The following is a 21,917-nucleotide window of genomic DNA, read 5'->3' as shown; positions in this document are numbered from 1 at the left end:
ATTCCCTTGTTTTGAATTTTGCTCAGGCAAGCCCGATGACTATCGCTGGCCTACGCCAACGCACCCTCTCGCCGCAGCATCCGGTAGGTGAATACCTTGACCGCATCATTGACCAGAAACCACACCAGGGCATAGCCCCAGATCGCCAGCGCATAGGTCCAGCCGATGGGGGCAATGAATATGCCGTAGACCGCGATGAACGTCCCCAGAATTTCAGTTCCAAAGGTAGCAACCAACAGCAAAGGTGCCGGCAGGGGGCGCTCCCAGAACCATCCCTCCGAGCGGGTAACGTAAAGCGTACTGTGTCCGGCGACTATCAACTTGAGAAAGAGCATGCTGCGAATGACATCATCCGAGAATCCCTGCTCCCGCAGGATAAAAAACAGCAGGAATGAAGCCAGAACACCGAAAACGCCCAGGACCATGGATACCGTAAGCAGTTCACGCATGTTCCACCGCACAGGCTTTTGATGGACGCGCGTGTTGTCATAGGCAATGGCCAGGATGGGAATGTCGTTGAGCAGCGCCAGCAGGATGATCATCAACGCCGTGATCGGATAGAAATTGAAGACAATGATGGACAGGGTCATGAACAGAATGATCCGTATCGTCTCCGCAATGCGGAACGTGGCGTAACTCTTCATCCTTGCAAAGGTGATCCTGGCCTGCCGCAACGCGTCGTTGATCACCGAAAGCCCGGGGGCGGTCAGAATGATATCGGCCGCAGCCCGGGCTGCATCTGTGGCATTGGAGACAGCAAACCCGCAATCGGCCTTTTTCAGGGCCGGTGCGTCATTAACGCCATCGCCGGTCATGGCCACGATGTGATCGCCTTTCTGGAGCGTATCAATAATGCGGTACTTATCTTCCGGCACCACCTCCGCAAAGATATCCACTTCCTCGATCATTTCGATAATGGCGGACTCATGGGTATGGATAAATTCCCGCTCGAGAACCCGGGTGTCATACAGCTTCCCCACCTCGTCCATCACTTCACTGGCAAACCTCCGGGCTTCTTTCGCGGCCACATCCCCTTTCAGCCTCTGATAGATCACCCGGGCAAGCACTTCTGCGAGTTCCAGCAACTCGTTGCTGGCGGCACCAGAGAGCTGGGACGAGCGAATCGTGCGCTGCTGGAGCCCGAGCAGTCCACCAATTTCACGGGCAATGGCCAGATTGTCGCCAGTGACCATCTTGACCTGAACCCCGTAATTCTCCATTTCAGCAATGACGTCTTTCGAATCATCACGCGGCGGATCGTAGAGCGGAATCAGGCCCAGAAGCTCCAGGGGGGCCTCTCCCTGCCGCCGCCCTACCGCAAGCGTCCGATAGCCCTTGGCAGCGAGTTCGTCGACCCGTTGATTGATTTCCCGGGTCTTCGCGTCATCCAGTTCCGTCATCCCCAGCAACACCTGGGTAGCACCCTTGGTTACAACGAACTGTTCGCCGTCCTTTTCAACGGTGGCTTCTGTGCGCTTGCTGATGGGGTCGAACGGCGTGAACGACGCCTGGTTCCAGGCGCGCCAGTCGGATTCGTTGCCGTGCTCCTCGAGCCACTGAAAAATGGGAGACTCGATGGGGTCCTGGTTTTCCCGTCGGGAAGCCAGTGCCGCAAATACAAACAGCTCCTGCTCCGTAAAGCCGCTGAATGCCACGGGATCCTTCACCTGCATCTGATTTTGCGTGAGCGTCCCGGTTTTGTCCGAACAGAATACGTCCACCCCCGCCAACTCTTCGATTGCGGTGAGATGGGACACAATCGCTTTACGTCGGGCCAGATTCACAGCACCCACAGCCAGGGTGACCGACAATACCGCAGGCAATGCAACCGGAATGGCTGCCACGGTCAGAACCAGCGCAAAGCGGGCGATCTCCAGCAGCGGCTCATGCCTGAACAGGGAGACCATAACGATCAGCAACACCAGCGCCAGAGAAATCAGGATCAGGAAATTACCGATCTGCATCACCATCTTCTGGAAATGGCTGCGCTCCTTGATACCAGCCCTGGCCACGAGTGACACGACGTTAGAGAAATTGGTGTGCATGCCGGTGTTGACCACCACCGCCTCCATCTCGCCCTGCTTGACGATGGTATTGGCGTAGGCCACTTCCTGGGCTTTTTTGCTGACAGGAAGCGACTCTCCGGTCAGTGCGGCCTGGTCCACCAGAAGATAGTCCCCTCGCAGGAGCTGGACATCGGCCGGAACCACGCTACCAATCTTGAGACGTATAATGTCCCCTGGCACCAGTTCGCGAACCGGCACCGAACGGTATTCACCATCCCGCAGCACCGGCACCTTTCCGGCCAGTCCCTTCTTGAGCGCTTTGAGGGCGTTCAGGGCGCGGTGCTCCTGGAAGAAATCCAGAAACGCATTTACCAGAAGCATCACGAGGATGATGCTGAAGTCTTCCCACTTACCCACCATCGCGGACAGTATTGCCGCGATCTCGATCATCCATGGGATGGGCCCCCAGAACCGACGGAAAACCCGATGCCAGACGGATTCTTCTTTCTCCACAATTTCGTTGAAGCCAACGGTTTCCAGCCGCTCCTGGACCGCCGCATCGGTCAATCCCGAGGTGCCATCCGAACCAAGGCGCTCCAGCGTTTGGTCCAGGGTTAACTCCGCATAATCATCGGTTTTGGTGCGTTCCATGAACGTCGGAATCCTCGTACCAGGAATGAAGAAGCAAAGACAGGAAGAACCAGGGGGCGTGGGCGAAATCCCCATCTAAAGGTAGTAAGCCACCGACTCCGTGTCCACGTTTTGACCTTTCTCAAAATTTTTTTAATGCAAAGTGCAACTTTCTCCTGCGCTGCGCCGAATACCCTAGGCGACCTGTCGCAAAAAATGACAATGAACATAGGGTTCAGGAGAAAGGCAATGAATGGAACAATCACAAAATCACTGGCTGTCGCTTTCTGTATTTTCGGATTCTCGTCGCTGTCCTATGCAGGACACACCAACCATGTGCTGACTGCGAACCTCGACGGAGACCAGATGGTAGGCACCGAAGGCGACGGGAACGGAATGGGCAAAGCCTACGTGTTCGGTATTGATGGTGATCCGAAAACGCTTTGCTATGTCCTTGAGGTTGAGGATATTCAGACCGTTCCGGTCAAGGAAGGGATGGCGGCGCATATCCACGAAGCCAGGAAGGGCATGAATGGATCACCCGTTGCCGTACTGGCTGGCCCAGAGGATGGTGATGCGGCGGATTGCCTGACTGAAGGTGAAAAAGGGAAGTTTCCCACCGGGGAGACCGGCATTGTGCAGCGGATTCTCGCGAATCCCGACGACTTTTACATCAATGTACACAACCCGGAGCACCCTGAAGGTGCCGTTCGCGGTCAGTTACACGGCAAACACGACATGAAAATGTAATAGAAAAAGGCAAAGCTCGGCAGCGATGAAGCCCCGGTCCGGCAACGGATCGGGGCTTTTCTGTGCGAATAATAAAAAACGCCTCAGCCTGTGGGGTACACAAACTGAGGCGCTTTGACTTTAATATGGCGCGGCTGGGAGGATTAGGCGGGCCTATGGCCCTTCCCCTGCGGGCCGCCGTCGCTATGCTCCGGCGTTCCTTCGCGCACGAGTGTGCGCTGCGGTCGAACCTCGTATCGGCTCAAATCCTCCCAGCAATACATAGCAAAACGCCTCAGCCTGTGGGGTACACAAACTGAGGCGCTTTGACTTTAATATGGCGCGGCTGGGAGGATTCGAACCTCCGACCGCCTGGTTCGTAGCCAGGTACTCTATCCAGCTGAGCTACAGCCGCTTGAAATCGGTTGCAAGTGTCGGGAAGTGGCGCGGCTGGGAGGATTCGAACCTCCGACCGCCTGGTTCGTAGCCAGGTACTCTATCCAGCTGAGCTACAGCCGCGCATCAATCACTTGCCTGTCGAGTGCTACCTCAACGGTTCCCTGCATTTCCGGAAAAGGAAATGGCGGAGAGGGAGGGATTCGAACCCTCGGTACGATTGCTCGTACGGTTCCTTAGCAGGGAACTGGTTTCAGCCACTCACCCACCTCTCCTTGAGAACGGGGCGTATACTACCATAATTTTTCTGTTTTCATAGGGTTGACACAAGATTTTTCCGGGACGATTTGTCCGGGAATAAAAAAAGCCGTTCGGGCTTTTCCTGAACGGCTTTTTTCTGATTACCGGTTACCCGGCTCCGGCTCTTCAGTTCCTTTTTCGGACTGAATCCGCTGGTAGATTTCTTCACGGTGTACTGCCACATCCTTGGGCGCGTTCACACCAATACGTACCTGGTTTCCCTTCACCCCCAGAACGGTGACGGTGATTTCATCACCGATCATCAAGGTTTCGCCAACGCGGCGAGTCAAAATCAACATATCCCTTACTCCCTCTAAGAGCTTCTACCTGTTCCGACAAATGGTTTTTTCATACTTCTTGTACTTGTTATTTTTATAGTGAGATCACTGGCTGATCAAAAGACGCACATACCCTTATACTGATATGCATTTCGATAGACTCAGACAATGATCTTTTTCCAGAGACCAGCGGATTGACCTGAAATCCGCTGTATCAGGCCTCTTCCTGTACCCCGTTCCTGTCGAGTTCGAATGCGCTGTGCAACGCACGAACCGCAAGTTCGAGATATTTCTCATCGATCACCACCGAGACCTTGATTTCAGAGGTGGAGATCATCTGGATATTAATACCTTCATTGGAGAGGGCTTCAAACATTTTTGTCGCCACACCCGCGTGCGAGCGCATGCCCACACCGACAATACTGACCTTGGCAATCTTGCTGTCGCCGATCACCTGGCCGGCGGTCAGCTCATCCGCCACCCTCTGGAGAACTTCCTTGGCACGCTTCAGATCATTGCGATGTACCGTGAATGTAAACGCGGTTTTGTTATCTTCTCCCACATTCTGGACGATCATGTCCACTTCAATGTTCGCATCGCTGACCGGTTTCAGGATTCTCAGTGCGCTGCCGGGAGTGTCGGGCACACCGGAAATGGTCAGTTTTGCTTCATCACGATTAAAAGCAATGCCGGAAACAACCGGTTGTTCCATGGCGTCTTCATCCTCAAAAGTAATCAGGGTGCCTTCACCTTCAGTAAAGCTTGAAAGTACCCGTAATGGAACGTTGTATTTACCTGCAAACTCGACGGCACGAATCTGGAGCACCTTGGACCCGAGGCTCGCCATTTCAAGCATTTCCTCAAAGGTGATCTGCTTGAGCCGGCGGGCACTGTCCACAACACGTGGATCCGTTGTATAAACGCCGTCCACATCCGTGTAGATCTGGCATTCGTCAGCGTTCAGAGCCGCCGCCAGGGCCACGGCCGTGGTGTCAGAACCACCCCGGCCCAGCGTGGTAATGTTGCCAAGTTCGTCAATTCCCTGGAAGCCTGCAACCACAACCACCCGACCGGCTTCGAGATCGCCCCGCATATTGTGCTCATCAATATGCTGGATACGGGCCTTGGTATGACTGCTGTCCGTCAGTATCCGGACCTGCGATCCCGTATAGGAACGAGCATCGCAACCGCGTTTCTGGAGCGCCATGGACAACAGGGCAATGGTCACCTGCTCACCTGTGGAGACCAGAACATCCATCTCACGGGGCGTGGGCTCTTCCATAATCTCACTGGCAAGTCCAATCAGCCGATTGGTTTCGCCACTCATCGCCGAGACCACCACCACGACATCGTTTCCTTCATTGCGGAAACGGCACACCTTGTCCGCAACCGCTTCTATCCGCTCGGTAGTGCCTACGGAGGTACCACCAAATTTCTGAACCAACAGAGCCATGTCTTCCCAAACTCCGAAACGGGGACTCACGACAGGAATCAACCTGCCAATCAAAAGAAAGCGGGCGGGATTATAAACCCCTGCCCGCTCTCAAAAACAGTTGCTCAAGCGATATTTTGCTCAACCCAACCCGGCACCGCCTGCAATGCCTCTGCCAATCGGGACGGATCATTGCCACCGCCCTGGGCCATGTCTGGCCGGCCACCTCCTTTACCGTCAACCTGTGACGCGAGGTGTTTCATAAGATCGCCCGCCTTGATACGGCTGGTAGCCGACTTGGTCACACCGGCCACCAGGGTCACTTTGCCGTCAGCTACCGTTGCCAGGACGACAACACCCTCACCCAGCTTGTTCTTGAGCTGATCGGCCGTTTCCATCAGCGCCTTGCGATCAGCACCCTCAAGCTCGGCGGCCACAACCTTGAGACCAGCGACTTCAACGGCCGACGCCGCCAGATCGGTTCCGGCGGAACTGGCCAGCTTGGCCTTCAGGGCATCGACTTCCTTTTCGAGCTGGCGATTGCGGTCCATTGCCTGCTGAACCTTCTCGACCACCGTGTCCCGGGTCGCCCTGACAAGTCTTGCCGTGTCGCGAAGGGTACGCTCCGTTTCCTCGACCCACTCCAGCGCACCGAAACCGGTCACCGCCTCGATCCGCCGGACACCAGAGGAAATGCCGCTCTCGGAGGTAATCCGGAAAAGACCAATATCACCCGTACGCGCAACGTGGGTTCCACCACACAACTCTACCGAGTAATTGTCGGTGCCCATGCTCAACACCCGCACGGAATCACCATACTTTTCACCAAAGAGCGCCATGGCACCCTTCTCTTTCGCATTTTCCATATCGGTGATTTCGGTATGCACCGGGGTATTCTCGAGAACCTGCTCGTTGACCTGGCGCTCGATCTCTTTCAGTTGCTCGGGAGTCACGGCCTCAAAATGCGAAAAGTCGAAACGCAGTTTGTCCGGATCCACCAGAGATCCTTTCTGACTGACATGCTCACCCAGAACTTTCCGGAGAGCCGCATGCAGCAGATGGGTGGCTGAGTGATTGCGTTTGGTGCGCTCACGGCGGGCATGATCAATGCGGGCATCGACCTCCAGCCCAGGGAAAAGCTCGCCCTCAATGACGGTGCCGAGGTGCAGATGGTTGTCGCCTTCCTTCACCGTATCAGTAACCTGAAAACGACCACCACTCCAGGTCAGCAGGCCGGTGTCACCGACCTGGCCACCGGACTCGGCGTAAAACGGCGTCCGCTCCAGCACGACGACTGCCTCGTCACCTGCCTCGGCATTACGCTCTTCGGACCCCACCAGAACCGTCCGGATTCGCTCGTGGCCATCAACGTGATCATAACCGGTGAACTCGGTCTCGCCTTCGATCTTCAGTCCGGTTGCATTGTAATCGATGCCGAATTTGCTGGCGGCCCGGGCGCGCTCGCGCTGGGCTTCCATGGCTTTTTCATAGCCCTCGTAATCCAGCGTCAGGCCTCTTTCACGGGCGATGTCGTTGGTCAGGTCAACCGGGAAACCATAGGTATCGTAAAGCGTAAAGATGGTCTCGCCCGGGATTTCGGAACCTTTCAGCCCGGCAATGTCCTGCTCCAGCAGGCGAAGCCCCTTGTCCAGAGTCTTGGCAAACTGCTCCTCTTCCTGCAGCAATACCTTCTCGATCTGCTTCTGACTGCTGACCAGTTGCGGATAGGCCTCTCCCATCAGACCCACCAGGGCGCTGGTGAGCCGGTAGAAGAACGGCTCCGATGCACCCAACTTGTTACCGTGGCGGGCCGCGCGACGGATGATCCGACGCAATACAAAGCCGCGGCCTTCATTGGAAGGCATGACACCGTCAGCAATGAGGAAGGCACACGAGCGAATATGGTCGGCCACCACACGAAGCGACGCTTCCGTAGCAGGCACGCCGCCGAGAACATCAGACGCCGCTTTCAGCAAATCCTGAAACAGGTCGATCTCGTAGTTGCTGTGGACGCCCTGCAGGACCGCTGTAATACGCTCCAGCCCCATACCGGTATCGACAGACGGCTTCGGCAGTTTGAGCATTTCGCCGTCGGCAGTACGGTTGTACTGCATGAAAACCACGTTCCAGATCTCGATGTAGCGATCACCGTCTTCGTCCGGGCTACCGGGAGGGCCGCCGGCGACATCCGGCCCATGATCATAGAAGATCTCGGTACAGGGACCGCAGGGACCGGTATCTCCCATCTGCCAGAAGTTATCGGACGCGTAACGGGCTCCCTTATTGTCGCCGATCCGCACAATCCGCTCAGCCGGCACCCCGATTTCACTGTTCCAGATATCGTAGGCTTCGTCGTCTTCCGCATAGACCGTTACCCACAGCTTGTCTTTCGGCAGCTTCAGCCACTGATCGCCGGTCAGGAACGTCCAGGCGTAATTGATCGCTTCGCGCTTGAAGTAGTCACCGAAACTGAAGTTGCCCAGCATCTCGAAGAAGGTGTGATGGCGCGCGGTGTAGCCGACATTCTCAAGGTCATTGTGCTTGCCGCCGGCACGCACACATTTCTGGGAGGTGGTCGCTCGTGTATAGTCGCGATCTTCGCGCCCAAGGAAGACGTCCTTGAACTGATTCATGCCCGCATTGGTAAACAGCAATGTCGGATCGTCATGAGGCACCAGTGAACTGCTTTCAACAATGGTGTGACCCTGCTGCCTGAAATACTCGAGAAACGCCTGTCGCAACTCTGCGGTTTTCATAGACCTTTGATACCTTTCCAGAAACCGGGCGGAAATCCCCTAGGGACCGCGATTGAATACGAATACTTACATGCGTGTGCAAATCGGCTACTCTAGCACACGCCGAGTACAGGAAAAACGTGAAACCTCACAGGAGAGACCATGCCCCGACGCTTCCACGACGCGGAAGACCTTTTCCCACCCGCCACCTTTGTAAAGCGGGCTCTGGCCATCATTTATGACGGGCTCATCAGCATCGCGGTATTAATGGTCGCGACCTGGGTGTACACCATGATTGCCGGCTCTTTCACCGGATGGGAGCGGTACGAGAAAATGGCGGAAGCCAATCAACTGTCCGGCGACCCGGCCCTGACCTTTATCCTGTTTCTCGTTCTCTACCTGTTTTTCGCCTACTTCTGGACCCGCATTGGCCAGACGCTTGGCATGCAGGTCTGGCGGATCCGGATCGAAAACCTTGATGGTACTTCGGTGAACTGGACGCAGTCTCTTCTGCGCTACGGCACGGCTGCAGCGGTCATTTTCATTGCGATGCTGGGCGGCTATTACATTGGCCCTGTCACCCTGCTTATGACTATCCCGGCCATCATCGCCCTGTTCCTCCCGATCAACGGCTTATCCCTGACAGACCGGGCATCCAACAGTGTCGTTGTACAAGTCCCAAAGGAATCCAGAAGCCGCTGAAGATCAGCCGGCCCTCCGCATCAGAATCAGGCCGGCAATACCACTGATGATAATCGGAATGAGAACGGCGAGCGCGGGGTTGAAACCGTAAACCACGCTCATAGGACCGAGCAGGTCCTGCATGTATTTGAACAGAAGCCCCACCAGCAGACCTGTAAATACCCTGAAACCCATGGTGACCGACCGGAGCGGGCCAAAGATAAAGGAAATCGCCACCAGTACCATGACGGCGGTGCCCAGCGGCTGAAGGGCTTTCTTCCAGAACGCAAGCCAATACTGAGCTGCATTGAGGTCCTGCTCCCCGAGATACCGCGCATAGGTATACAATCCCGACAACGAGAGATCTGTCGGATCGACAATCAGCACACTCAGGACCCCGGGCGATAACCCGGTGTCCCACGTCTGTTCCGCATGCTTTTCAACCCGGGTCCGATCTTTCTCGATATAGGTCGTTCGGATGTTCTGCAGCAACCAGTGATCGCCCTGGTAGATCGCTCTCTTCGCGAAGCTGGCCGATAGCAGTTTTCGCTGGTCGTTGAAACGATACAGTGAGATACCATGCAAAACGCCGTTGGGCTGAACGGCATTGAGGTGGATAAATTCGTTCCCTTCCCGGTGCCAGACGCCGTTCGAGGACGCAATATTCTTGTTGGCACCGCGCGCAACCGCTCTTTCACTTTCGGCAAGACGCTCAGTGGCCGGTGCCACGTATTCGCCAATCAGAACGCCGATCAGGACAACGACCAAGGCCGGCTTCATTGCCGACCAGATTATCCGCATCAGAGACACACCCGCAGCGCGGATGACGGTCAATTCCGAAGAACTGGCCATGGCGCCCAGACCCACCAGGCATCCCATGAAAGCACCCAGCGGCAGGTAGTCGTAAATACGGCGAGGCAGTTTCAGAACCATATACCAGAGCACGTCCAGAACCTGATAGTTGTTCTCGACGTTCTCGAGCTCCCCAATGAACCCGAAGATCCAATCCAGGGACAGCACCACCACCATGACAAGGACTATCGCCCCGCCCACGTTACGCATTACATAGCGGTCAATCTTACGCATGGGCCGCTCCCTGCTTCAGCAACCGACGCCGATGGAGCCAGGCCGGCCCGAACTGGAGCCAGAACCACAGCCCCAGAAACAGCGCGTGAACCCACAGCATGCCGACCCACTCCGGCACCTTCCGATCAGCGAGCATATCCCGCGCGACAATCAACAGGCCGAGGTAGGTAATGTAAACAAGCATTGCGGGCAGCAGGTGGAAAAACCGCCCCTGACGCGGGTTCACCCGACTGAGGCGAACCGCCAGCAGAGTGACAATCGGGACAATCAAAGGTAATGAAAGACGCCAGTGCAGCAGTGACCTGTACTGCGGATTGTCCGACTTCCAAAGGTCAGCCGTGCTGATCGCATCCTTGTAATGCAGATCCTGTCCGGCACCACTCTGCAGCTTGAGACCATAAGCTCCGAATTCCGTCACCTTGTAGTCCAGTGCTCCAGGGGCGCCGTCAAAACGGGCACCGTTCTTGAGAATGAGAAAACGACTCCCGGTATCCTTGTCGATCAACTGCGAACCGCTATCCGCCGTAATAATGCTCAGCCCTTCACCATTCCGACCGTACTCGGCGATAAAGACTCCCTCCAAACGGCGCTTGTCGTCACTCAGATCCTCGGTGTAGGTGACCCGCCCTCCGGACATGAGATTCTGGAAACGCCCCGGGGCCAGCATCTCGAACTCCGTGGCCTTGGCCTGATCCTCGATAATGGTCTCAACCTGCTTCATGCCCCAGGGGCCCAGATACAGACTCATCGAACCCACAATGATCATGATCGGCAGGCTGGCCAGCAGGGATTTGGCAAGCAACTGTTTGTCACTTACGCCGCAGGCATAAAGCACCGTCATTTCGCTTTCCAGGTACATGCGACCGTAAGCAAGCAAAATGCCGATGAACAGGCCGAGCGGCAATATCAGCTGGATCAGATCCGGGAACCGATACATCATGATCGTTGCCAGAACGTCCACGGAGATTTTGCCCTCGGCCGCGTCCGCCAGGTAGCGCAGAAAGCGGCCGCTCATGAAAATCAGCACGAGAATCGCCGAAATGGCGAGCATGCTGACCATAACCTGGCGGGTCAAATAGCGAAAAATGATACTCAAAACGGTGTCTCTGGCCGCGCTCTCGGAAACGAATGGAGGAATCCCGAAACTGCGCGTATTCTATGTAACCTTTGGTCCGAATGACAGAGCAACGGAATTACAGGCGTGCCATGGATCCACCGGATCCCGCCAGCTTGATTAATTCCCTGCCAGCCCCAATGCTAGTCTAGACATAATAATCACTCCGCTTTCCTGCGGAACGTTTCCGGAATAAACCAACAGGAGTTGTCATGAACTTCAGCCTGAGCAGCAAAGCTATTGCAACCATCAAGGCAGACTGTCTCGTTGTCGGTGTGCCTGAAAAAGGCGATTGGCCAGAGTCCACCACCCATGCGGATGAAGCGCTTGACGGACTGATCAAACGGTTGCAAACGGCTGGGGATATCACAGGCAAGAGCGCCAGCACCGGCGTATTCCCGCTTGAGGGCCGCCCCTGGAGCCGCCTGATGGTAGTCGGAACCGGCAAGGATACTGACCGGTCATACGCCGCTTTTCGTAAGTCGGTCATTGCAGCAGTCACCGCCCTGAAGGACGGCCCTTCCAGGAGCGCCCTGATCGCATTGGCCGACACACCGGTTACAGGCGAAGAGGCGGTGAGCTCTGAAGAAGCCCTGCTGAACCTGATCGGCCGGACCCTTGAGGAGCAGCTCTACACCTTTACACAATTCAAGAGTGACAAGCCTGCATCGCGGAAACTGAACAAAGTCATCGCCCTGGCTTCCGGCAACGGAAAGGCATTGAAAGACGCTTTCAACCTCGGCCTGGCGACCGGTCGCGGAATGAACTTCACCCGCGATCTGGGCAACACGCCGCCCAACATCTGTCACCCCATCTGGCTGGCGGACCAGGCCAAGCAGATGGCAAAGGAATACGACTGCATCAAGACCGAAGTCCTTGATGAGAAGCAGATGGAAAAAATGGGGATGAACACCATCCTGGCCGTGGGCAAAGGCAGCACCCAGCCGCCCCGGCTGATCGTCATGGAATACCGCGGTGGCAAAGCCAAGGACAAGCCCTACGTGCTCGTCGGCAAAGGCATCACCTTTGATACCGGCGGAATCAGCCTGAAGCCGGGCGAAGCCATGGACGAAATGAAGTACGACATGGGCGGTTCCGCCAGCGTCTTTGGCACCATGAAAGTCATCGCCGAAACCCGGCCGAAAATCAATGTGGTTGCCGTTGTCGCAGCGGCTGAAAACATGCCGGACGGCGGTGCCTCACGCCCGGGTGACATTGTTACCACGCTCTCGGGACAGACCGTAGAAATCCTCAACACCGATGCGGAAGGCCGTCTGGTCTTGTGCGATGCCCTCACCTACGTCAAAAAGTTCGATCCGGAAGCGGTTATCGACATGGCCACCCTGACCGGTGCCTGCATCATTGCGCTGGGTAATCATGCGACAGGTATGCTTGCCAACAACGATGACCTGGCCAACGAACTGCTCGCTGCCGGGGAACGTACCGGTGACCGCGCGTGGCGCCTGCCGCTCTGGGATGAATACCAGAGCCAGCTTGACAGCAACTTCGCCGATATGGCCAACATCGGCGGCCGTCCTGCGGGCACGATCACCGCCGCGTGTTTCCTGTCCCGGTTTGCCAAGGACTACCGCTGGGCCCACCTGGACATCGCCGGTACCGCCTGGCTCTCTGGTAAAGCCAAAGGTGCCACCGGCCGCCCGGTACCCCTGCTGGTCGACTACCTGATGTCCCACGCCGGCAAGTAATGCAGGACCATCAAACAGACAACGGGACGGATGCCGGCAGCAGCGCTGCCGGCTCACCCGGGCAGGTTGATCGGAACCAGCGCTACTGGTTTCATATCCTCGCCAGGAACACCCCCGCCGCACGCAACCTCCATGCGATCAAACTGGTGGATAAAGCCTGGCAGCAGGGCGATCGTGTCTGCGTGGTCTGCGACACCATGCAACAGGCTCAGGAATTCGACGACCTGCTCTGGAATTTCAGCCCGGACGCCTTCATCCCCCACTCCATCGTTCCGGACTCAGCCACCACCTGCACCGACCCTGTCGGCATCCTGCTGTGCCCGCCAGTGGCAGAGGACTGGGATACCGTTATTATCCTCTCCGCCACCTTGCCGGCGGATGCCGATCGTTTTAAACGACTGGCACTGGTGGCCCACAATGATCCAAACGTGCTGAATCAGGCACGGTCCCACTTCAAGCAACTTCGAGCTCTCGGCATCGAACCCAGAGTCCACGATCAGCGAAAGCGGTAACGAGCGAACTACTCACAGACTGAAGCGTCGGAGGAAAAGTCCCTTTCCAAAACTGTTGAGGGCCAAGGACGGCCCGAAACAAGCGCACATGGACGTGCTCGTAGCGCGTTTTGGAAAGGGACTTTTCCTCCGGCGCCACACCCAAGAAAGCAGTCCTGATAGATCAAAACCGAGGTTCGCCGCAAACAACCCGACCATGTATAATCGGGCGTCTAATTTTTCCCTTGTGAATCAACCAACGGTCACTGCAGAACCCCATGGAAAAAACCTACCAGCCAGAAAACATCGAGCGCCAGTGGTACGAAAACTGGGAATCCAAAGGGTACTTCCGCCCCAGCGGTGAAGGCCAGTCCTACAGCATCGCCATTCCGCCGCCCAATGTGACCGGCAGCCTGCACATGGGTCACGCTTTCCAGCACACCATCATGGACACCCTCACCCGCTACAAGCGCATGCAGGGCCGCAACGCCCTCTGGACCGTCGGCACCGACCATGCCGGCATCGCTACCCAGATGGTCGTCGAGCGCAAACTGGCGGCTGAAGAAGGCAAGACCCGCCATGATCTGGGCCGGGAAGAATTCATCAAACGCATCTGGGACTGGAAAGAACACTCCGGCGGTACCATCACCCGCCAGATGCGTCGTCTGGGCAATTCCGTAGACTGGGACAACGAGCGCTTCACCATGGACGACGGCTTCTACAAGGCCGTCCAGGAAGTCTTCATCCGGCTGTACGAGGATGGCCTGGTCTACCGCGGCAAACGCCTGGTCAACTGGGATCCGAAACTGCACACCGCCATTTCAGACCTTGAGGTTGAAAACAAGGAAGAGAAAGGCTTCTTCTGGCATCTGCGCTATCCGCTGGCTGACGGCGCGAAAACGCAGGATGGCAAGGATTACGTCATAGTCGCCACCACCCGGCCGGAAACCATGCTGGGCGACACCGCTGTCGCTGTTCATCCGGACGACGAGCGCTACCAGCACCTGATCGGCAAGCAGGTTCTTCTGCCTCTGGTGAACCGTCGTATTCCTGTTATTGCGGATTACCACGCTGATCCGGAGAAAGGCTCCGGCTGCGTCAAGATCACCCCCGCCCACGACTTCAATGACTACGGCGTGGGCAAGCGCAATGACTTGCCCATGATCAACGTCATGACCCAGGACGCCAATATCCGGGACGTGGCCGAGGTCTTCAACGCCGATGGCACCGAAAACACTGATATCGACGGCACCATGCCTGATGCCTATGCCGGCCTGACCCGTGAAGAGGCCCGCAAGCAGATCGTCGCCGACATGGAAGCCGAAGGTCTGGTCGAGAACATTGAAGACCATGTGCTGAGTGTTCCTCGTGGGGACCGCTCCGGCCTGATCATCGAACCCATGCTCACCGATCAGTGGTTCGCCGACGCCAAGACCCTGGCCAAGCCCGCCATCGAAGCGGTCGAAGATGGTCGGATTCAGTTCGTTCCCAAGCAATACGAGAACATGTATTTCGCCTGGATGCGCGACATTCAGGACTGGTGCATTTCCCGGCAGCTCTGGTGGGGTCACCGGATTCCGGCCTGGTACGACGCTTCGGGCAACATCTACGTCGGACGCAGCGAAGACGAGGTTCGACAGAAGCACAGCCTGGCAGCAGACGTACAGCTCAGTCAGGACGAAGACGTGCTGGACACCTGGTTCAGCTCCGCTCTCTGGACCTTCGGCACTCTCGGCTGGCCCGAGATCACCGAGCGTCTGAAAAACTTCCATCCGACCGATGTGCTGGTCACCGGCTTCGACATCATTTTCTTCTGGGTCGCCCGGATGATCATGATGACCATGCACTTCATGAAAAACGAAGATGGCACACCCCAGGTGCCCTTCCATACCGTGTACGTCACCGGCCTGATCCGGGACGAGCACGGCGACAAGATGTCCAAGTCCAAGGGCAACGTTATTGATCCGCTGGACATGATCGACGGCATCAGCCTGGACGACCTTCTCGAGAAGCGTACCGGCAATCTGATGCAGCCCAAGCTGGCCGAAAAAATCGGCAAGCGCACCCAGAAAGAATTCCCGGAAGGCATCGCCGCCCACGGTACCGACGCCCTGCGCTTTACCCTGGCGGCCATGGCCACTACCGGCCGTGACATCAACTGGGACATGAAACGCCTCGAAGGCTACCGCAACTTCTGCAACAAGCTATGGAACGCCGCCCGTTACGTCCTGATGAACACCGAAGGTGAAGACTGCGGCGTGAATGACGAGCCGGTCACCCTGTCACTGGCCGACCGCTGGATCGTCAGCGAGCTTCAGAAGTGTGAGCGTGACGTCATCCGCCACCTCGACCAGTACCGCTTCGACCTCGCGGCATATGCCCTGTACGAGTTCATCTGGAACGAATACTGCGACTGGTACCTGGAGCTGTCCAAACCGGTCCTCAATGACGACAGCGCGAGCGCAGAAGCCAAGCGCGGCACCCGCCGGACCCTGGTCCGGGTTCTGGAGGCGGTGTTACGCCTGGCCCATCCGATGATGCCGTTCATCACCGAGGAAATCTGGCAGCGTATCGCACCGCTGGCCGGCAAGAGCGGCGACAGCATCATGCTGCAGGCCTTCCCCCAGCCCGACGAGAGCAAGCAGGATGACGCCGTTGCCGCCGATATCGAGTGGCTCAAGGGCGTCATTGTCGCCGTGCGTAATATCCGTGGCGAGATGAACATTTCTCCCGCCAAACAAATCCCGGTGTTGCTCAAAGGGAACCGGGACGAAGATCGCCGCCGGATGGACGACAACCGTCAGTTCCTGATCTCCCTGGCGAAGCTGGAAAGTCTGGAATGGTTCGACGGGGACAAAGCCCCGATGTCCGCCACTCAACTGGTGGGCGAGATGGAAGTCCTGGTTCCGATGGCCGGCCTGATCGACAAGGATGCCGAACTGAAACGGCTCGACAAGGAACTCGACCGCCTGCAGAAGGAAATCGGCCGTCTTGAAGGCAAGCTTGGCAACGAAAAGTTCACCGCCAAAGCGCCTGCGGAAGTCGTGGAGAAAGAAGAGGAAAAACTTCGCGATGCCCAAAGCAGCCTGGAGCGCCTGAGCCACCAGCGGTCTGAAATCGAGGCCATGTAAGCATCATGATCGGGGTCCTGGGTGCGGGGTCGCTGGGGCGGTTGTGGGCCGCCCTGCTGCCCGGCGATCAGATCGGCTACCTGCCCCGGCCGGAGGCCAGCCTCTCCGGCCAGGTTCTGACCTACACCTTCGAATCAATCGGCGGCGAAGAACGTCCAATCCGGCTACCGCCGACCACACCGGAAGCGATCAGCGTGCTGCTGGTCACAACCAAGGCCGGCGACACGTTCACGGCCCTTCAAGGCTGTATATCGGCCATACCGGCCCAAACCCCCATCGTTTTGTTCCAGAACGGCCTGGGCAGCCAGCAATCCGTTGCCGAGGCCTGGCCCAGCCGGCCCATTCTGGCAGCGTCGACGACGGAGGGAGCCAATCGTCCAACGCAGGAACGTGTGATACACGCCGGACTGGGTGAAACCTGGCTGGGCCCGCTGACAGGCTCTGGCAGCGCGCGTGTCGGGAGCGTCATCCAGGTGCTGAACCAGACCGGCCTCGTGCTTCACGCCGAGGAGAATATCCTGACACGGCTCTGGGACAAGCTGATCGTTAATGCCGGCATCAACCCGTTTACGGCGATTCTGGACTGTCCGAATGGCGATCTTCCGGAGTCGGCCTTTTTCCAGCAGCACATCGGCGACTTATGCCGGGAAATGGCCATTCTGGTGGCGGCGGATACGGACCGGCACCCATCGCCGGAAGCTTTGCAGGAGCGGATCCGGGATGTCGTGACCAAAACCGCCCGCAACACCTCGTCGATGCGCGCCGACGTGATGCGCGGAAAGCCGACAGAGATCGACTTTATTAATGGCTACCTGGTGAGCCTCGGCAAAAAACTTGGCATACCCACCCCGGTGAACCAATTACTGACAGAGCAGGTAAAACAACTGTCACCACACTCAGAGTGAGAGGAGTTTCCTGATGGGCAACCGTCTTTCAAAGATTTACACCCGCACCGGCGATGATGGCTCGACAGGCCTGGCCGACGGCAATCGCATCGCCAAGAATGCCCAGCGCGTAGAAGCCATGGGGACAGCCGATGAACTGAACAGTCATATCGGTGTCCTGATCGAAACACTGCCCTCTGGCGATGAGCTGATCGAGACTTTTCGGCGCATTCAGCACCACCTGTTCGACCTGGGGGGTGAATTCGCCATTCCGGGCAGCCAGGTCATTGGCGACGAACACATTGAATGGCTGGAGCAGACCCTGGACCATCACAATGAGAGCCTCCCTCCCCTGAAAAACTTTATACTGCCCGGCGGAACCGCAGCCACCGCCCAGTGCCACCTTGCCCGGGCGGTGTGTCGACGTGCGGAGCGAGTGGTCGTCGCCCTGGGTCATGAGGACTCCATCAACACCGCATCGAGGCATTACCTCAACCGCCTTTCGGACCTGCTGTTCGTGATTGCACGTCAGCTGGCCCGGCAGAACGGTGGTCAGGAAATTCTCTGGGAACAAAAAAAATCCGGCCTCTAGGGCCGGATTTTTATCTCTCGAGACGGATCAGCCTGGCGATCACACTTTGAACGCTTCCACCAGCCGCTGGAGTGATGCCGTCAAATCGGACATTTCCCGGGATGCTGCGAGGGTCTCGTCTGCATTCTCCGCCGTGCTCTGCCCAAGCTCCCCGATCTGTTCCACCGACGCATTGACGTTTTTCGAGACCGCCGACTGCTCTTCTGCAGCCTGGGCAATCTGATGGCTCATGTCCACGATGGTCGAGATCCCGCCGGCAATGCGGTCGAGGGCCTCGGTGACCTCTTCGGATTTTGCAACGGTGGTCTCGGTGACGCTGCGACTGTTGGTCATGGCATTTACGGCATCCTTGACACCACTTTGCAGCCGCGAAATCATGCCCTCGATTTCTTCCGTTGATTTGTGGGTTCGCTGTGACAGCGACCGAACCTCATCAGCCACGACGGCGAAACCGCGCCCCTGTTCACCGGCCCGCGCAGCTTCGATCGCCGCGTTCAGTGCCAGCAGGTTGGTCTGTTCGGCAATTGCCTTGATCTCCACCAGAACCTGGCTGATGTTGTCGCTGTCCCGACTCACACGATTGATCACCTCAACCGCATCGGCGATTTCCTGGGCCAGGTGGTTGATCGTTTCCACCGTGCCGGCAACGACCCCACGACCGGTCTCCGTATCCCGTTCCGCCACCCCGGCACTGTCCGCCACCCGATGCGCACTCTCGGTCACTTCCCGGACCGCTTCCACCATCTGATTCATGGCTTCGGCGATGTGTCCACTTTCTTCCATCTGGCGACTGACGGCCTTGGCGTTGGCTGAGGCCGTATCGTTGACCCGCGAGGCCTGCTGATCGACCTCTGTCGTGGTTCTGGTGACCGACCGGACGAGCTCGGCAATCCGATCGGTCATATTGTTGAATTCGGAGGTCAGCTCACCCAGCTCGTCCCGATTACGGATCAGGACGTGCGTGGTCATGTCACCTGCCGCCACGCTTCGGGCGGCAGCAGTAAACCGGTTGATCGCAGTCCGAACCGACACAAAGAAACCAATGTACAGATACACGACCACCAGAAGAATCGCGATCAATGCGATGACGATGGCGTTGCGCTGACTGGACTCTGCCTGAAGACGGGATTGCAGGTTGTCATGGACCACACTGAAGATCGCCCCCGTAAGGGTGTCAAAGTGCGCCATCTGCTGGTTGATCTGGTCGTCATAGTCCTGCCAGGGCAATTCAAGGCGCATCGGCGTTATTACATTGGTATCCAACACGTCACGGACGGCCAGCAGGCTGTTCTTCACTTTATCAATCGCGCCATCGGAAGCAGTGACCAGCCGCGGGGACGCGTCCTGAGCAACGTTCAATGCCGGTGCGAGCAGAGAACTCCGATTGGTCAACTGATCGTAGATGCCGTTGAGGGTTTCGCTCAGCGCATAACCAACCTGGCCCTCCACAAGGGCGAAGATGCCGTAAGATCTGGCGCGTCCCAGTGCCTGGCGTGCTTCCGGTAAGGCTTCTTCGATCAGCCCAAGCAAAAGCTGGCTCTCGCGCTCCGCCTCCTGGCTCAATCCGGAAATCTCGATCATTGAGGATGGCAGGGCCATCACCTTCTGGACGAACTCCTGATAGTACTTGAACTGAGGGTCCATATTGCCCTGATAACTGTCATCGGCACGGAGCTTTTTCCAGGCCTTGGCCACCGTTTCCACCTGGTTTTTCCAGGTCCCTGACCGGTCGAGGGAGTCCGGCACCGATGACAGCTGTTTGAGCAGTGTATCGATCGTCTGCGCCGCCGCTTCAGCTTTGGCGGTGATTTCCGATTCGTCCTTGATGATTCCGGGCGCCTTATAGTCCCGGTACTGCATGGAGGCCACCACAAGGCGATTGACGTTTTCGAGCTGGCCGAGCCCTTCCACCCCCCGGGCGATGGTCTGAACAGAACGGTTCAGATCCGAGATTACCAGCCATGAAAGACCACCGATGGGCAACAGGAAGAGAATGCTGATGAGCCCGAACTTGTATACCATCGGCAGACGGTTCATCAGTGCAATCGCGGGTTTAATCAGTTTTTTCACGAATACCCTCACGGAAATGGTGAACCATACCTGGATTGTTGTTCTTTTCTATATTGTCGCCCGAAGTTCCGAAAACTTAATCACTATTTGGTGTGAAACTGTAATATTTTAAAAAATATAACCCGGTTCAAATCACACCTGAGATCACCATGAGGGCCAACCCGCACAGCCAGACCAGCATCGATCGGTTCAGAAGATCCCGGATCGCCTCAGCGCTTCGGCCACCGAATTCCAGCCAGTCGTCGGCATGAAGGGTCCTGAACCGGTCCGGATCCAGTGCATATCCGGTCAAAGCCCCGTTGGCAGATGCCATCAGTGCGTCCCCGGTGGTCAGTCCCGGGTGACTCAGCACCCGCCGGGCCACCCGTAACCAACCCGCCAGATCACCGGCCAGCCCAAACGTCAGACACAGAAGCCGGGATGGAAGCCAGGCGAGCCAACGGGCCATACGGGCAAATGCCGGCCGCGCCGGCGCCTGCGGCCACTGTTCTTCCAACGCGACAAGCCCCCTTGCCAGGATGGCTCCGGCCATACCGCCGATCACAAACCAGAACGCCACCAGGAAGAAACGGTTAAACACCGCCAGCATCAATGCCCGGGAAAGCGACAGATGCATGGCTTCCGGAGACAGGGCGTCACCGCGCTCTCTGGCAGGGAGCTGATCACGGACATGATGCCAGGCTGCCTGCATGTCACCCCGGGACCAGGCTTCCGAGTAATCCGTCATCAGGGAACGCCAGCCGGGAGTTCCCATCATCAGCACCAGCACAACCAGTTGCAGCGGGTACAGCAGCCCCCAGACACCAAGTGTGGATAGTTCGAATTCGATCACTGCGGCAATGACCACGGGGAGCAGTAACAGGATCAGGGCAGGACCTGCCGCCTCTTCCTTTCCCGGCCTGGACCGGGATCCCCATTTGAACCAGAGACGCCAGAGCGCATCGGAAGAAAGATGGTTGGCATTATCGAGCCGCCGGCGGATCAGATAAGCAAGCAAAAAGACAATTAACGCCATCAGGCATCGACTCCGTCGAGGGGTCTCGTCGCCAACAGATCCCGGAAACGTTGCCAGTCAAAGGCGGGGCCCGGGTCTGTTTTCCTGCCGGGAGCGATATCACTGTGTCCGGTTATGCGATCCACATGAATATCGGGCCATGCTGCCATCAACAGCGCTGCCAGTTCAGCCAGACAGTGATATTGCGATTCGGTGTAGGGAATGTCGTCGCACCCCTCAAGCTCGATACCAATGGAAAAGTCATTACACTCCTCCCTGCCATCGAAACAGGAACGACCGGCATGCCATGCGCGATCAAGCAGGCTGACAAACTGGACAACGGTTCCATCCCGTCGAATCAGCGCATGCGCTGACACCTGCAGACCTGCAATTTCCTGAAAATAGGGATGGGCCGAGGTGTCCAGCTGATTACAGAAAAAATCCGCAATCTCAGGGCCTCCAAACCGCCCCGGCGGAAGGCTGATGCTGTGCACGACCAGAAGACTGATGCCGGCGCCGTCCGGCCTGGCACCGTAGTTGGGGGACGGGCGCCATGTCACTCCGGGCAGTCGCCCCGTTTTACGGAGCGCCTCAAGGTCCGACGGATTGGAGGTTACTGAAGCAGGAGGTGCTTTTGTTTCTGGCAAGGTTGATCCCGGAGC

16 protein-coding genes and 3 tRNA genes are annotated in these 21,917 nt (G+C 57.3%); 7 read left to right on the top strand and 12 right to left on the bottom strand.

The window, feature by feature from the left end; translation table 11 throughout:
- Positions 1–50 precede the first annotated feature (50 nt).
- Entirely contained in the window at positions 51–2,657 is a 2,607-nt protein-coding gene (locus tag MSNKSG1_RS04215) for a plasma-membrane proton-efflux P-type ATPase (RefSeq protein WP_008938002.1), read from the bottom strand.
- A 228-nt stretch (positions 2,658–2,885) separates the two neighbouring features.
- On the opposite strand from MSNKSG1_RS04215, the gene MSNKSG1_RS04210 reads away from it, so the two are divergent.
- Positions 2,886–3,386 carry a CHRD domain-containing protein gene (locus MSNKSG1_RS04210; protein WP_008938001.1) on the top strand — a complete coding sequence of 167 codons (501 nt, stop codon included), beginning with the start codon at positions 2,886–2,888 and terminating at the stop codon, positions 3,384–3,386.
- Between the two features lie 317 nt (positions 3,387–3,703).
- Here the strand turns inward: MSNKSG1_RS04210 and MSNKSG1_RS04205 are convergent.
- The 6 genes from MSNKSG1_RS04205 to alaS all read right to left on the bottom strand — a co-directional run bounded on the left by MSNKSG1_RS04205 (position 3,704) and on the right by alaS (position 8,527).
- Positions 3,704–3,780: transfer RNA gene (locus MSNKSG1_RS04205), tRNA-Arg, on the bottom strand.
- 27 nt (positions 3,781–3,807) lie between these two features.
- A tRNA-Arg gene (locus MSNKSG1_RS04200) sits at positions 3,808–3,884 on the bottom strand.
- Between the two features lie 62 nt (positions 3,885–3,946).
- Positions 3,947–4,036: transfer RNA gene (locus MSNKSG1_RS04195), tRNA-Ser, on the bottom strand.
- Between the two features lie 126 nt (positions 4,037–4,162).
- Complete coding sequence (gene csrA / locus MSNKSG1_RS04190; protein ID WP_008938000.1) at positions 4,163–4,360, bottom strand: carbon storage regulator CsrA; 198 nt, start codon at positions 4,358–4,360, stop codon at positions 4,163–4,165.
- A 193-nt stretch (positions 4,361–4,553) separates the two neighbouring features.
- Positions 4,554–5,792 (bottom strand): aspartate kinase, encoded by a 1,239-nt coding sequence (locus MSNKSG1_RS04185; RefSeq protein ID WP_008937999.1) that lies wholly within the window; start codon positions 5,790–5,792, stop codon positions 4,554–4,556.
- A 104-nt stretch (positions 5,793–5,896) separates the two neighbouring features.
- Complete coding sequence (gene alaS / locus MSNKSG1_RS04180) at positions 5,897–8,527, bottom strand: alanine--tRNA ligase (protein ID WP_008937998.1); 2,631 nt, start codon at positions 8,525–8,527, stop codon at positions 5,897–5,899.
- Positions 8,528–8,668: 141 nt separating this feature from the next.
- Here alaS and MSNKSG1_RS04175 point away from each other — a divergent pair, with 141 nt between their 5' ends.
- Complete coding sequence (locus MSNKSG1_RS04175) at positions 8,669–9,208, top strand: RDD family protein (RefSeq protein WP_008937997.1); 540 nt, start codon at positions 8,669–8,671, stop codon at positions 9,206–9,208.
- 3 nt (positions 9,209–9,211) lie between these two features.
- Here the strand turns inward: MSNKSG1_RS04175 and lptG are convergent, their stop codons facing one another.
- Entirely contained in the window at positions 9,212–10,273 is a 1,062-nt protein-coding gene (gene lptG / locus MSNKSG1_RS04170; protein ID WP_008937996.1) for an LPS export ABC transporter permease LptG, read from the bottom strand.
- Positions 10,266–11,369, bottom strand: a complete 1,104-nt coding sequence (gene lptF / locus MSNKSG1_RS04165; protein ID WP_008937995.1) for an LPS export ABC transporter permease LptF — start codon at positions 11,367–11,369, stop codon at positions 10,266–10,268. The genes lptG and lptF overlap by 8 nt, the downstream gene beginning before the upstream one ends.
- A 230-nt stretch (positions 11,370–11,599) precedes the next feature.
- On the opposite strand from lptF, the gene MSNKSG1_RS04160 reads away from it, so the two are divergent.
- From MSNKSG1_RS04160 to MSNKSG1_RS04140, 5 genes are all read left to right on the top strand, one after another.
- Positions 11,600–13,093, top strand: coding sequence for a leucyl aminopeptidase (locus tag MSNKSG1_RS04160; RefSeq protein ID WP_008937994.1), 1,494 nt, complete (start codon positions 11,600–11,602; stop codon positions 13,091–13,093).
- Positions 13,093–13,605 carry a DNA polymerase III subunit chi gene (locus tag MSNKSG1_RS04155; protein ID WP_008937993.1) on the top strand — a complete coding sequence of 171 codons (513 nt, stop codon included), beginning with the start codon at positions 13,093–13,095 and terminating at the stop codon, positions 13,603–13,605. Before MSNKSG1_RS04160 ends, MSNKSG1_RS04155 begins: the two co-directional genes overlap by 1 nt.
- Before the next feature lie 257 nt (positions 13,606–13,862).
- A complete protein-coding gene (locus MSNKSG1_RS04150; RefSeq protein WP_008937992.1) occupies positions 13,863–16,715 on the top strand; it encodes a valine--tRNA ligase in 2,853 nt (950 codons plus the stop codon).
- Between the two features lie 5 nt (positions 16,716–16,720).
- Positions 16,721–17,620, top strand: a complete 900-nt coding sequence (locus MSNKSG1_RS04145) for a ketopantoate reductase family protein (protein WP_008937991.1) — start codon at positions 16,721–16,723, stop codon at positions 17,618–17,620.
- A gap of 13 nt (positions 17,621–17,633) precedes the next feature.
- Positions 17,634–18,191, top strand: a complete 558-nt coding sequence (locus MSNKSG1_RS04140) for a cob(I)yrinic acid a,c-diamide adenosyltransferase (RefSeq protein ID WP_008937990.1) — start codon at positions 17,634–17,636, stop codon at positions 18,189–18,191.
- Positions 18,192–18,230: 39 nt separating this feature from the next.
- Here the strand turns inward: MSNKSG1_RS04140 and MSNKSG1_RS04135 are convergent, their stop codons facing one another.
- The 3 genes from MSNKSG1_RS04135 to ampD form a co-directional block, all read right to left on the bottom strand.
- Positions 18,231–20,228 (bottom strand): methyl-accepting chemotaxis protein, encoded by a 1,998-nt coding sequence (locus MSNKSG1_RS04135; RefSeq protein WP_406564591.1) that lies wholly within the window; start codon positions 20,226–20,228, stop codon positions 18,231–18,233.
- 160 nt (positions 20,229–20,388) lie between these two features.
- Complete coding sequence (gene ampE, locus MSNKSG1_RS04130; RefSeq protein WP_008937988.1) at positions 20,389–21,276, bottom strand: regulatory signaling modulator protein AmpE; 888 nt, start codon at positions 21,274–21,276, stop codon at positions 20,389–20,391.
- The gene (gene ampD / locus MSNKSG1_RS04125; protein WP_040886635.1) at positions 21,276–21,902 is read right to left on the bottom strand and encodes a 1,6-anhydro-N-acetylmuramyl-L-alanine amidase AmpD; all 627 of its coding nucleotides are present in this window, start codon (positions 21,900–21,902) and stop codon (positions 21,276–21,278) included. The genes ampE and ampD overlap by 1 nt, the downstream gene beginning before the upstream one ends.
- Positions 21,903–21,917: the final 15 nt, after the last annotated feature.

This window comes from Marinobacter santoriniensis NKSG1 (assembly GCF_000347775.1).
GTDB classification, from domain to species: domain Bacteria; phylum Pseudomonadota; class Gammaproteobacteria; order Pseudomonadales; family Oleiphilaceae; genus Marinobacter; species Marinobacter santoriniensis.
Note: the sequence above shows the minus strand (reverse complement) of the source record. Positions and strands in the feature narration are given on the sequence as shown.